This window comes from Zooshikella sp. RANM57 (genome assembly GCF_050749885.1).
Lineage (GTDB): Bacteria > Pseudomonadota > Gammaproteobacteria > Pseudomonadales > Zooshikellaceae > Zooshikella.
Genome location: NZ_JBOIUB010000011.1, coordinates 141410 through 153850, shown reverse-complemented (window position 1 = coordinate 153850; position 12441 = coordinate 141410). Strand labels below are relative to the sequence as shown.

The window sequence follows — 12441 nt, the reverse complement described above, 5'->3', positions numbered from 1 at the left end:
TTAAATCAAGTGATAAGTGTTGGTAAACGCTGGGACAGGCAAGAGAAAGATAAAAATGAAAGTTGGACGTAATGATCCTTGCCCTTGTGGCAGTGGCAAAAAATATAAGCGCTGTTGTATGGATGCAGTTTCAAAACAGCATTCAGAAATTGCTGATGATATTTTACAAGCCATTGCTATGAATCCAACGCTGACAGAGGACGAGCTAAACCGCTTAGCTCAGCAAAAAATGGTAGAGCGTAATAATCGCCCCATTGATGATTTTTGCGGTTTGTCGCCGACACAAATGTCGAATTGGCTCTATGCTCCCTTTAATGAACTAATTGACGTTAAGATAAGTGTGCCTAATGATTTGTCAGCTAGCCCTGTTATGCTTGATGCTATGGTGGAGCAGGGAGGTTCAATTAAAGCAACAGCGAAAGGCAACCTACCAGCTAAGTTAGTGCAGCAAGCGAGCGCCTTACTGCCTGAATTTGCCGTGGCCGAATTTGAGACCATGCCTAGCATCAGTGATTATATTGGAAGTAACGAAGATAAATTTAATGCTTTGCATTATACCCGTGTGTTGGCCGAGTTAGCGGGCATTATTAATTTTGAGCGTGGGCGGTTTCACCTGAGCGATGGCATACTAAAACAATATCAGCAACAAGGGATAGCAGGCTTCTTTCTGCCTCTTCTAGAAACCGTAGTTGAGCAATATAACTGGGGCTATTTGGATGGTTGGTCTAATGATATAAGCCTTAAATCATTTTGGTTGTTTATGCTCTGGCGATTGCAATCACATGGTTCATTGGAACGGTTAATTAAAGACGTTGAAACTGCGTTTCCCAATTTAGTTAAACAGGTACCAAAGAGCAAGTATCGTTCTCAACAAGATCAATTAGGCGTGTTGATAGAGGTTCGTTTTATTGAAAATTTTTTGCAGTTTTGGGGCTTTGTGACCATGGACCCGAAAAGGTTTAATAATGGTGAGCCCGTGTCACCAAAGATAATCATTTTGCCATTACTGACACAGAGCTTTAAGTTTTTGGTTTAGATATAAGTGGTGGGTTTTTAACAGCAAATTTATTAAAGCCACATCGGCTACCTGTACATGGGAATAGATAAAGGATTGGGTAATCACTTCATTTGGACGATGTGCTGGAAACTAAAAATGATGCTACTTGGGTGAATGCGTAATGATTTTTCTTTTTAGTTCTACGGTAGGTGTAAATTAAATTAACTCTCCCTCTTATTTTATTTTTTTGTATAAGTTAAATTAGCGAGCTTTGTTATTTTAACTTCAGGAATCTTTATGGAACGCGGTTTAACTGGCAGTTATGTCCCCAGCATTGCGGGTGGCGTACAATGCCAAGCATTTATACCTTCGGCGTTGCCTCCACAACCTCCCCTACAGCTTGAGAACAAACTACAGAGTCGTGTTAACCAAGCCATGTTAGCGCTTGGCCGACTAGACGCTATCAGTACATTGCTGCCAGATGCGCGGCTGTTTCTGTACAGCTATGTTCGTAAAGAAGCTGTTATGTCCTCACAAATCGAAGGTACACAATCTTCCCTTAGTGATCTGATGCTTTACGAAATGGAGGGGTTGCCAGGTGTTCCGATGGATGATGTACAGGAAGTCTCCTGTTATGTCAGTGCATTGGAGCTCGGTGTGCAGCGAATTCGAGAAGGACACCCCATCACCTTTCGTCTGCTTACTGAAATACATAGGGCTTTGATGACTTCCGGGAGAGGTATCAGCAAGGGGCCAGGAGAATTTCGCAAAAACCAGGTGTGGATCGGTGGCCATCGTGCCGATGAAGCTACCTTTGTGCCTACACCTGCCAATGAATTGGCCAATTGTTGGGCAGCGTTGGAGCGTTTCCTTAACGATGTCCCAGAAGCCACTGACCCATTAATCAAAGCGGCGCTAGCACATGTTCAGTTTGAAACTATTCATCCTTTTATGGATGGTAATGGGCGCTTGGGTCGCTTGTTAATTCCACTGATATTGGTTGCAGCCAATGTGCTAAGCCAGCCACTACTCTACCTGTCAGTGTTTTTCAAAAAGCATCGGCAGGTCTATTACGAGCGTTTGCAACAGGTACGCCTGAAAGGCGATTGGGAAAGCTGGCTTCTATTTTTTGTCGATGCCATTACTGAAACGGCCACCCAAGCTGTGAGCATGGCTCAGCAACTCAATAACTTACGCATCGAGCACCGGGCATTAGTCACAGACCTTGGGCGTATGGCATCCTCTGCACAACAGGTACTGAATGTGTTATTTGAATACCCTGTTGTCAACATCAATACCCTGGTTAAACATGGCAGCATCACCGCAGCCACAGCGGGCAAGGTAATGGATAAGTTATCTCAACCTGAACTGTCACTAGTGCGCGAGCTTACAGGCAATAAACGTAATCGTGTGTTTGCCTATAGCGCCTACATTGATATTTTGAATCAGGATTAAACGCTGTATGACCCTATATTTCCCATTAATGATATTTCGAAGTTCGTTATGTCGAATGTGGACAAAAGTGTTGCAGGAGATGGCTTTTCTTTTATTATAGGCGAAATTGAGGGTAACAGTATTAAAATGGATACATAAAAAAACCCTGCATTAATTTCATTTAATTAGCAGGGCTTTTTCGTAAATCATTATTAAGCTAAAAAACTACTCAATATTTTGTACTTGCTCGCGGATTTGTTCGATAAGTACTTTGAGGTTGACGGCACTTTGCGTGGCTGTGGTGCTGATGGATTTTGAGGCAAGGGTGTTGGCTTCGCGATTCATTTCTTGCATAAGGAAATCTAATCTACGACCAATGGCACCTTTTTGTTTTTTGAACGTATGTTGCACTTCGGTGACGTGAGTTTGTAGACGATCCATTTCTTCATCAACATCGGCGCGTTGAGTAATCATGACCATTTCTTGCTCAAGACGAGTGGGCTCTAATTCAAGCTTGAGTTCTTCAAAGCGCTGGAGGATTTTTTGTCGTTGTTGATCCAGGATTTCAGGCATCGCTTGTCGTACATTAGCCACTTCTTCGCTAATAGAAGCAAGTCGTTGCTCAATATGTTGTTGTAACTCTTTGCCTTCACGCTGACGATGTTCGACCAGTTGCTTAAGGGCTGCTTCAAAATGTTTGAGCAACGTTTGCTTCATCGTATCCCTATCGACTTCATTGGCCTGAAGTACGCCTGGCCATTGTAAAACGCTCAACATATCAACAGGTTGCACGTTGCTGAACATGGGTGCAAGGCGGCTACAGGTATTGGCGAGCTTTTCGGCTAAGGCTTCATTAACGGTAAATTCTTCCAATAAGCCTGGGGCGATTTCATAACGTAACTGACATTCCAGTTTGCCACGAGAAACAAATTTACGGATGCGTTCACGTAAGGCAAATTCCAGATCACGAAAGCCTTCTGGTAGCCTGAAGTGTGGCTCTAGAAAACGATGGTTGACTGAGCGTATTTCCCAACTCAAAGTGCCCCATGATTCTTGTGCTTCCAGTCGGGCAAAGGCTGTCATGCTACATGTCATGTATAATTTCCCAAATGTACGGTTGAGTGAATAGGGATAACCTATTGGCAGTGCAGCATTTTAGCGAACGATGGATGCCAATATGGTTGTTGTAAACGGGTTGTTGATTGTACCTTAGCATAATCCCTTCGCGAATTACTCTCAGATCAATCTTTTAGGTATCAGTTCGATGAAGGCTTATTAATCGAGATTGGTGGATTGATAGCTATAATGTGAAGCCGCTTTTGTAAGGTATATAATGCCTGGTAATCACATCTTACCGTTTAAACAAGGAAACACTATGCGTCCAAGTGGTAGAACTCCAGATCAGCTTCGTGAAGTAACTATTACCCGAAACTATACCAAGCATGCTGAAGGTTCTGTGTTAGTAGCCTTTGGTGATACCAAGGTTATCTGTACTGCAACTGTAGAAGAAAATGTACCTCGCTTTTTGAAAGGTGCAGGTAAAGGCTGGGTAACAGCAGAGTATGGCATGTTACCTCGTTCTACGGGTGAGCGTATGGCGCGTGAGGCCGCACGAGGCAAGCAAGGTGGACGTACCCTGGAAATTCAGCGGTTAATTGGTCGTTCATTAAGAGCTGCAGTCGACCTTACTAAGTTAGGTGAGCGTACAATCTATGTTGATTGTGATGTGATTCAGGCGGATGGTGGTACGCGTACAGCATCTATAACTGGCGCGATGGTAGCTTTAATTGATGCATTGCAAACATTACAGCAAAAGAAATTACTGACCACTGAACCGTTATTACACTTTGTTGCAGCGGTTTCTGTCGGTGTTTATCAGGGTGTGCCGGTGCTTGATTTAGATTATGCAGAGGACTCAAATGCCCAAACGGATATGAATGTAGTGATGAATGAAGAGGGTGGTTTGATTGAGGTCCAAGGCACAGCCGAAGATGCAGCATTTTCTCGTCAGGAAATGAATAACATGTTGGATTTGGCTGAAACAGGTATTCAGCAGTTGATTAATTTCCAGAAAGAAGCATTAGAAGGGGCATTTATGCCTTAATATACCCTTTGTATAGGGTAGACCAATAAATGAGTTGGGCGGGTCTGCCAGTTCGGCAGACAATCGCCTTAAATTAGCTACTTTTGAGCTAAAATATTGAATCAAAAGTGTTCGTTGGGCAGTTCCCAATCATAGTAGGTAATGACGGGTGCATGGTTGGAAAAGCGTTGACCTCGGTAAATACCGGCGTTTAATACGCGTGACTTTAATGATGGTGTAATTAAAGGGTAATCAAAACGCCAGCCCGTATTTTGCTCAAACGCCTCATCATTATGCCAGTAGGTATATTGCTCAGCACTGCGATCAACAACACGATAGGCATCCACTAACCCCAACTGTCGTTGTACATCTTCCATCCAATTTCGCTCTTCTGGCAAGTGACCAGGGAGAGTATGTTTGTGGCTAATATTTGCAACATCATGATTATCCACTGCTATTTCCCATGAGCCACATAAAATAAATTCTCGACGTTTGCGTTGTATTTTTTCCAGTTGTAGGAAATAGGCATCAAGAAAATTATATTTTGCTGCTTTTAATTCTGCTGACTGCTGGCATTCAGGTACCCAAATGCTGGCGATACTCAAACGGTCAAAGTCAGCTTGAATGTAGGCGCCAAAGGTATTGGCTTCAGGAAAGTTCAGGCCTGACATAATGGCTCTGGGTGGGGTTCGACTATAAATAGCAACACCACCAGGTTGACCAGACTGTGCAGAAAAAAAATAGTGCAGGTAATCGCTTGGGAAAATCCGCTGGTCAGTCAATTCGGCATCATTTTCCTGAATATTTTGCAGGCAAATAACATCAGCATCCTGTCGGTTTAACCACTCAAAAAAGCCTTTTTCACACGCACGACTGATACCGTCCAAATTGAAACTAATAATCTTCATACATAGCCCCTTGCTGAAGGAGAGTGTATGATACCTGAGCTAAACATCTGTGGAACCCTAATAGTTAATAATTAGGTTTGAACATGCAAAATTACCAACGCGATTTTATTAAATTTGCAATTGAGCACAAGGTTTTAACTTTTGGTGAGTTTACCTTAAAGTCTGGTCGAAAAAGCCCTTATTTTTTTAATGCAGGTTTGTTTAAAACAGGCGAAGCAATGCTGCATTTGGGGCGTTTTTATGCCGAGGCATTATTGGATGCTCAACTTAACTATGACGTTTTGTTTGGACCGGCATATAAGGGCATTCCACTGGTGACCAGCGTAGCCATTTCACTGGCTGGTCAGGGTCATGGGGAAGCACCGTTTGCCTTTAATCGCAAAGAAGCCAAGCAACATGGCGAGGGCGGACAGCTTGTGGGGGCAACACTGCAAGGCAATGTCGTCATTGTTGATGATGTCATTACGGCAGGTACAGCCATCCGTGAGTCGATGGCGATTATTCAGGATCAAGGGGCTAAACCCGCAGGAGTGCTGGTTGCTTTGGACCGCCAAGAGCGCGGTAAAGGTGAGCTTTCTGCTATTCAGGAAGTTGAGCAAACGTTTGGAATACCTGTTGTTAGTATTGTTAATCTACAACAAGTACTAGACTTTATAAAAAGTGATGAAAATCTCAAGCAATATGCTGAAGCAGTAGCGCAATATCGACAGCAATATGGGGTTGCTTGAGTGTGTTGAGAAGCGGTAAAGGGTAAATACTATTTAAAACTCTATCAAAATGTAGTGCGTTTAGGTTATGTGATGATGCAAAGTCATATTAAATGGGGTTTGATATTTGCTGTAACATGTTCCTTGCTGACCGGTTTGGCGTGGGGAGCAGAGCCACTGCGCTTTTATCGATTTGTGGATGAAAGCGGTAATTTGGTCATTTCAAACAGTATCCCTCCGCATTTGGCCGCTCAGGGCGGCTATACCGTTATAGATGATAAAGGGCGTGTGTTAGAAAAAGTACCTAAAGCACTGACCCCTGAGCAGCTGATTGAGAAGAAGCAGCAAGACTTGATTCGCGAGGCTTTAGAGCAGCAGCAAGCGCAACAAGAAGCAAGAGATAAGACGTTACTGACATTGTACAGCTCCACGGATGATATTGAGCGTGCGATGAGGCGTCAGGTGGCTGAGATTGAAGATAAAATCAAAACCATCGAAGGTGACATACGACGCACTCAGCAAAACAAAGGTCAAAAAGAAGAGCAGGCAGCCAATTTCGAACGGAGTGGTCGTCAAGTACCTAAACGAATTTTAGATGATATCAAGCAGCTTGATGAGGAAAGCAAACGGCTGGATAAAGAAATAGAGCGACGCCGTAAAGAACAAGAAGAAGTTAAAGAGAAGTTTGCTAAAGATATTGAGCGCTTTCGGATGCTGACCGGGGAGGATACACCAGAGGTCCCTGAACCTGTGGATATTTCCAAAGAAGATTTACATGGTATCTGGATTAGTGGTGCCGTCAGCGACACGAAACACGAACTGATTTTAACGCAGAAAGGAAGTTTAACCTGGGTTGCTAATGCGCCCTCGGGTGTGCGAACACTGAGTATTGGTCACTGGAAGCCAGAACAGCAGGCGCTGTTAATAACGGTTAACTCTCGGCAAGTCACTGATCAGCAGGGGAAAGTAGCACTTGAGCAAGTTGCTGAGCAGAAACGATACCCAGTCAAAGGCTATCAGAGCAATATAATGGTATTGGAGATTGAAGGGAAAGCAATTCCCTTCTCTCGTTCAGACTGATTGTGTTCAGGTCTTTTTACGAAATACAGCGACAACCAGTAAAGGCCACTGATCTGACCAAAGCTCAGTAGGGCTCCGTTTAAACTCACTCCGCACAAATTGTGAAATTCGGCCTTCTGCTGCTGCCATCAATAAGTTGGCTGCTCCATTGAGAGTTAGATTAGTACGTAATCCTTCCCTTATTTCGGCTTCACGAATAATTTGCTTGATTTGAGTTTCTAATCGATCAAAAAGCTGAATGACGCGAGAACGTAGTCTTTCTGTTTCTCCCATTAACGCATCACCCGTCAGTATGCGGGTAATACCAGGGTTCTTTTCTGTAAACGTCAACAGTAGTGTTAATACTTGTTCACAGCGGCGGATAGCTGATTTTTCTTCAGCCAAAATAAGCTTAACACGAGAGAAAATGGTATCTTCAATAAAGATAATTAACCCCTCAAACATTTTAGCTTTGCTAGGAAAGTGACGGTAAAGTGCGGCTTCGGAGACCCCAACCTCTTTAGCTAGACGTGATGTTGTAATACGAGAGCCGGGGTTGTGCTCTAACATATGCGCAAGCGCTTGCAGTATTTGCTCTTTGCGCGATAGCTTTTGAGTGCTTTCCATTATTACCTGTAATTGTTCTGATGTCGTAGACATAGCGGCAAGTCTTCCCCCCGGAATGGCCGATCCTTGCCAAGCTCATCTTTATGGCTAAAAGTGGCTTAGCGTTGCAATGTCGTGATTATTGTTGTGTGTAACCGTGTTTGGATAAAAAGAAACAGTTTACTTGGTCTAGATTAAGCTTTGATCAGTGTACCGACATTAGCCTTAGTCAATAACTCAAGTAGGACAGCATTTTTTACCCGACCATCGACAATATGGGCGCTTGTTACCCCATTGTTCACAGCACTTATAGCACACTTTATTTTCGGTATCATGCCACCACTGATTGTTCCATCAGCAATGAGCTGGTCTGTTTCTGTCGTATTGAGCGCAGTGATTAATTGGCCTTCTTTATTTAGCAAGCCAGGTGTATTGGTCAGCAGTAATAACTGACTGGCTTGTAGCACTTCAGCGACTTTTCCGGCGACAAGGTCTGCATTGATATTATAGGTATCACCTTGCTCGTCGACACCAATGGGCGCAATGACAGGTATAAAACCTGTGGCCAGTAGTAAATCAATTAAATCAGTACGAATCTCAGCAACTTCACCCACAAACCCTAAGTCGATGGTTTCAGAGCCTGCATCAGGGACAAGGTGTGTGGTCAGTTTACGGGCAATAATACAGTGAGCGTCTTTTCCTGAAAGCCCAACAGCATTGCCATTATGGCAGTTGATTAAATTGACAATTTCGCTATTAACTTGACCTTTTAGGACCATTTCCACCACATCCATGGTTGGTTGGTCAGTGACACGCATACCATGAATAAACTGAGTTTCAATGTTTAGCTGTTTAAGGCATGCACCAATTTGTGGGCCTCCCCCATGTACGATGACAGGATTTATCCCTAATTCTTTCAGCAGTACAATATCACGCGCAAAGCTGTGCTTAAGCTCGTTATTTTCCATTGCATTCCCGCCGTATTTTACCACAATGGTCTGGCCGGATAGCTGCTGAATATAGGGTAAGGCTTCAGTTAAGATTGAAGCAGATTGCGATGCTGCTTCGAGGGAAAATGTCATGCTGGATACCATCAAAAAAATCAAGAACCAAGGTTAATGTGCTTGGTAATATACCCTCATTATGGGTCTAGCTTGAGCATAAAAAGTTTAATTTGAAGTCAATGACATTAACACCCTTTGTTGCCATATGCTATTTACCCCTGGCACTTTGTACTATTTAGCTGACCAGGGGTAACCACTAAAGGGTTCTGTTAATAAGGGCTAGAATGGAATATCTAAACTTGAGTCAACGGCTATCAGCTGCTTTTTAAATAATGCCATTATTTTTTTCAGATTTTCTTCGGTATCAGCTTCAAAGCGTAAGACTAAAACAGGTGTGGTGTTTGATGCTCTTACCAGTCCCCAACCAACAGGAAAATCAACTCGAACCCCATCAATATCGGTTATAGTACCTTTACCAAAGTTACCTTTTTTAGCGAGTTGTTCAACTAAGGCAAATTTATTTTCATCAGTTACTTGGATATTAATTTCGGGTGTACTAATCGTCTCAGGAAATGCAGCGAAAATTTGGTCAGCATTGCGAGTTTCAGTAGAAAGAATTTCTAATAACCGTGCGGCACTGTAAATACCATCATCAAAGCCGTACCAGCGTTCTTTAAAGAAAATATGCCCACTCATTTCACCGGCGAGCAGTGCACCTGTTTCTTTCATTTTGGCTTTAATGAGAGAGTGTCCTGTTTTCCACATAATCGGACGGCCGCCGTAACCACTGATTAATCCAGTCAGCTTGCGCGTACATTTTACATCAAAAATAATGTCAGCGCCGGGGTTCCGGGAAACCACATCTTTAGCAAATAGCATGAGCAGCCGGTCAGGATAGATTAGTTTCCCTTCATTGGTAATGACGCCTACCCGGTCTGCATCGCCATCAAAACCTAGCCCTAAGTCAGCATTCGTTTCTTTTACTTTAGCAATAAGGTCTTTGAGATTTTCGGGTTTGCCTGGATCAGGGTGGTGGTTAGGGAAGTTGCCATCTACATCGCAGTATAAAGGAATGACATTACAGCCTAAGTCTTCCAGCAGCCGAGGTGCAATAACACCACCCACACCATTACCGCAATCTACGACAACTTTAAGCGGCTTGGCTAGCGCAATATCATTGCGAATACGTTCGACATAACTTTCTAGCACATCAACTTCAATTAAAGAACCTTGTCCTTGTTGCAGGTTATTGTCTTTTATTCGTGTATATAACTGTTGTATGTCTTCGTTAGCGAGGGTTTTTCCAGCAAGAACGGTTTTAAATCCATTGTAATTAGGTGGATTGTGGCTACCGGTAACCATTACACCTGAGTTGGATTCATCAATAATGTGGGTAGCAAAGTATAAGACAGGTGTTGGTACCATACCGATACTGATGACATCACAACCAGATGAAATAATTCCTTGCATGAGTTTGTGGCTGATTTCAGGGCTGGACAGACGTCCATCGGCACCGACGATTACACATTTTTCGCCTTGTGCTTGAGCTTCTGAGCCAATGGCCTGCCCTATCAGTTGGGCTGTTTCATATGTGAGAGTGTCTCCTACAACACCTCGAATGTCGTATGCACGAAAAATGCTTGCTGGCACTTCCACTTGAGTATCCTCTGATTGACTGTCAGCCCCTTCTTCATCCTCATCAAACTCTTCAATATCAAGCATATCAGTGGACTGAAAAAGTGGGTCTGCAAAGTTAAAGTTACTTATTTCATCTGCTACAGACGCTGTTGATGGAGCGATATTATCACTAGTTGGTGGCGTAGATTTTACGGAATCGTCAATTTCTGGCTTCGATGTGGCATTTGTAGTTGTCGGTTTAAATTGATCTTTTAGCAATTGTTCCAAGCTCAAAGCAATGTTATGGAATAAATCAAGTTGGAAGTAAACTGTCTTACGTTTTCTGGCAATACGTGCTTCTAAGAGCGAGACTAATGACGCTGCATCCGCTCTACTTGCTTTAGTTAGCATAGTCATTGCAAGCCAAGTAGCAACTGCTATACAAGCAAAGGCGACAATAGCCGCAATAATAATCCATAGTATAGAGAGTGGCAGTTTGTCACTTAAGTCAGATGGCGTGTAGTTTAACTGCCAGTATGAATTATTGCTTGGTAGACGAATAGGTGTTTCACCACTAGTTGCCGTGCCATAAGTGAGCTGAGTCTGGGGTTGCTGATTAGAATTAAATTGCTGCTGTAAAGCAATTTGTCCCTGGTTGGCAGGGATTGGCTGAAAGGCACTGGTTAAAACAGATAAATCAAAAACAGTGATGACTGCGCCCAAAACAGGGCCTTGCTCAGGTTTAATGCGAGCCGTTGCGATGACATATGATTTGCCTTCAATTTTATGAATTTCGGCAGAGACTTGCTGACCACGCTCAGATTTTCGTGCCATATCTCGAGCGGCATAGTTCATTGGAACGGCGCCATCACTGGGGAGAGAATCATCATCCCGCTTGCGAAATCTAACCTGGACGGCGTGTGGCACTGTTGCAGTAAGCGCTTTTTCTAGCTGACGGAGTTTAGCCTGATCTTTTTTCTCAAGGGCGGCAATAATATCCAGGTTTTTACCTAGACCCTTTACCGTTTGTTCAATGACCGCAATTTGTAGATTAAGTTGCTGTTGGTATTGAACTCCTTGTGTCGCAATAATTTGATCTTTGAACTGGCTGTTACCACCAGCATAGTAGAATAGAAAAACAATAATTAAGGTGAGTAATACACCCAATACCGCGCCTGCGCTGCTGATGATGAAAAAGTGACGGACTGGTTTGTGATCAGTGGGGGGAGAGGATGCTCCTTTGCTGGGGGCTGCCTGCTTACTATTATCTGGTTCTTTTTTAGGGCGCTTTTTAATCATAACTATCCCGTTAAGCTAAGCCTAAAGTGGCATGACTATACCTATAGCGAAGGGTATGCAAATAATTATAGAGACAAAGTGCAACTAGTCGTGTAATAAGCCAAGGCTAGGGCTTCGTTTTAGGTATTGCGATTATGAAAAGGATAAGCTCAAAGCCTGTTAATGCAATGCACTGCCCCAACATGAGCGATATACAGTGTGATTTATCCGTCTTAACTGCATTAACAGGTTGATTTTTTTGAGAGAAAAACATTTTTGGGGAAGAAATTTATTCCCTTCCTGAGTGGCCGAATCCTCCTGCGCCGCGTTCACTAGAATCGAACTCATCAACGATCTCACATTGCGCTTGCACGACAGGTACCAGTACAAGCTGAGCAATACGCTCACCTGGTTGAATGGTGAAATTATCTTGACCTCGGTTCCAGCAAGAGATCATGAGCTGACCCTGATAATCTGAGTCGATTAATCCTACTAAGTTGCCAAGCACAATGCCATGTTTATGCCCTAACCCAGAGCGAGGCAAAATCATTGCAGCTAACCCAGGATCAGCAATATGCATTGCTATACCCGTTGGGATAAGTTCAGTTTGGCCAGGTGCTAGCGTGAGCGGCTCATCTAAGCAGGCACGTAAATCCATCCCTGCAGAGCCTTCAGTGGCGTAGTGCGGTAAGGGAAATTCTTTGCCAATACGCGCATCAAGTATTTTAGTTTGTAACGTTGGTTTCAT

11 protein-coding genes are annotated in these 12441 nt (G+C 43.4%); 5 read left to right on the top strand and 6 right to left on the bottom strand.

Going from position 1 to position 12441, the window contains the following annotated elements; genetic code table 11:
* The first annotated feature begins 55 nt into the window (after window positions 1–55).
* Window positions 56–1036 carry a YecA family protein gene (locus tag ACQ96U_RS20695; protein WP_431723170.1) on the top strand — a complete coding sequence of 327 codons (981 nt, stop codon included), beginning with the start codon at window positions 56–58 and terminating at the stop codon, window positions 1034–1036.
* A 258-nt stretch (window positions 1037–1294) separates the two neighbouring features.
* Window positions 1295–2452 carry a Fic family protein gene (locus ACQ96U_RS20690; protein ID WP_431723169.1) on the top strand — a complete coding sequence of 386 codons (1158 nt, stop codon included), beginning with the start codon at window positions 1295–1297 and terminating at the stop codon, window positions 2450–2452.
* A gap of 204 nt (window positions 2453–2656) precedes the next feature.
* Here the strand turns inward: ACQ96U_RS20690 and ACQ96U_RS20685 are convergent, their stop codons facing one another.
* A complete protein-coding gene (locus ACQ96U_RS20685) occupies window positions 2657–3526 on the bottom strand; it encodes a YicC/YloC family endoribonuclease (protein WP_431723168.1) in 870 nt (289 codons plus the stop codon).
* Window positions 3527–3806: 280 nt separating this feature from the next.
* On the opposite strand from ACQ96U_RS20685, the gene rph reads away from it, so the two are divergent.
* Window positions 3807–4535 carry a ribonuclease PH gene (gene rph, locus ACQ96U_RS20680; RefSeq protein WP_431723208.1) on the top strand — a complete coding sequence of 243 codons (729 nt, stop codon included), beginning with the start codon at window positions 3807–3809 and terminating at the stop codon, window positions 4533–4535.
* A gap of 101 nt (window positions 4536–4636) precedes the next feature.
* Here the strand turns inward: rph and ACQ96U_RS20675 are convergent, their stop codons facing one another.
* The gene (locus tag ACQ96U_RS20675) at window positions 4637–5422 is read right to left on the bottom strand and encodes an exodeoxyribonuclease III (RefSeq protein WP_431723167.1); all 786 of its coding nucleotides are present in this window, start codon (window positions 5420–5422) and stop codon (window positions 4637–4639) included.
* 83 nt (window positions 5423–5505) lie between these two features.
* Between ACQ96U_RS20675 and pyrE the strand changes: the two genes are divergently transcribed.
* Both pyrE and ACQ96U_RS20665 read left to right on the top strand, forming a co-directional pair.
* The gene (pyrE, locus tag ACQ96U_RS20670) at window positions 5506–6150 is read left to right on the top strand and encodes an orotate phosphoribosyltransferase (RefSeq protein WP_431723166.1); all 645 of its coding nucleotides are present in this window, start codon (window positions 5506–5508) and stop codon (window positions 6148–6150) included.
* Window positions 6151–6222: 72 nt separating this feature from the next.
* On the top strand, window positions 6223–7209 hold the full coding sequence (locus ACQ96U_RS20665; RefSeq protein WP_431723165.1) for a hypothetical protein: 987 nt from the start codon (window positions 6223–6225) through the stop codon (window positions 7207–7209).
* Window positions 7210–7215: 6 nt separating this feature from the next.
* Here ACQ96U_RS20665 and slmA read toward each other — a convergent pair whose 3' ends face one another.
* From slmA to dut, 4 genes are all read right to left on the bottom strand, one after another.
* Window positions 7216–7815: a nucleoid occlusion factor SlmA gene (gene slmA / locus ACQ96U_RS20660; protein ID WP_431723207.1), complete on the bottom strand. Its 600-nt coding sequence runs from the start codon at window positions 7813–7815 to the stop codon at window positions 7216–7218.
* Window positions 7816–7988: 173 nt separating this feature from the next.
* A complete protein-coding gene (argB, locus tag ACQ96U_RS20655) occupies window positions 7989–8876 on the bottom strand; it encodes an acetylglutamate kinase (protein ID WP_431723164.1) in 888 nt (295 codons plus the stop codon).
* 201 nt (window positions 8877–9077) lie between these two features.
* A complete protein-coding gene (locus ACQ96U_RS20650; RefSeq protein WP_431723206.1) occupies window positions 9078–10520 on the bottom strand; it encodes a phosphomannomutase/phosphoglucomutase in 1443 nt (480 codons plus the stop codon).
* A 1462-nt stretch (window positions 10521–11982) separates the two neighbouring features.
* Window positions 11983–12441: a dUTP diphosphatase gene (dut, locus tag ACQ96U_RS20645; RefSeq protein WP_431723163.1), complete on the bottom strand. Its 459-nt coding sequence runs from the start codon at window positions 12439–12441 to the stop codon at window positions 11983–11985.

What these genes read in the sequence shown, in the direction of transcription:
- ACQ96U_RS20695 (WP_431723170.1), top strand. Translation starts at nt 56, where the DNA reads ATGAAAGTTGGACGTAATGATCCTTGCCCTTGTGGCAGTGGCAAAAAA.
- ACQ96U_RS20690 (WP_431723169.1), top strand. Translation starts at nt 1,295, where the DNA reads ATGGAACGCGGTTTAACTGGCAGTTATGTCCCCAGCATTGCGGGTGGC.
- ACQ96U_RS20685 (WP_431723168.1), bottom strand. Translation starts at nt 3,526, where the DNA reads ATGACATGTAGCATGACAGCCTTTGCCCGACTGGAAGCACAAGAATCA.
- rph (WP_431723208.1), top strand. Translation starts at nt 3,807, where the DNA reads ATGCGTCCAAGTGGTAGAACTCCAGATCAGCTTCGTGAAGTAACTATT.
- ACQ96U_RS20675 (WP_431723167.1), bottom strand. Translation starts at nt 5,422, where the DNA reads ATGAAGATTATTAGTTTCAATTTGGACGGTATCAGTCGTGCGTGTGAA.
- pyrE (WP_431723166.1), top strand. Translation starts at nt 5,506, where the DNA reads ATGCAAAATTACCAACGCGATTTTATTAAATTTGCAATTGAGCACAAG.
- ACQ96U_RS20665 (WP_431723165.1), top strand. Translation starts at nt 6,223, where the DNA reads ATGATGCAAAGTCATATTAAATGGGGTTTGATATTTGCTGTAACATGT.
- slmA (WP_431723207.1), bottom strand. Translation starts at nt 7,815, where the DNA reads ATGGAAAGCACTCAAAAGCTATCGCGCAAAGAGCAAATACTGCAAGCG.
- argB (WP_431723164.1), bottom strand. Translation starts at nt 8,876, where the DNA reads ATGACATTTTCCCTCGAAGCAGCATCGCAATCTGCTTCAATCTTAACT.
- ACQ96U_RS20650 (WP_431723206.1), bottom strand. Translation starts at nt 10,520, where the DNA reads ATGCTTGATATTGAAGAGTTTGATGAGGATGAAGAAGGGGCTGACAGT.
- dut (WP_431723163.1), bottom strand. Translation starts at nt 12,441, where the DNA reads ATGAAACCAACGTTACAAACTAAAATACTTGATGCGCGTATTGGCAAA.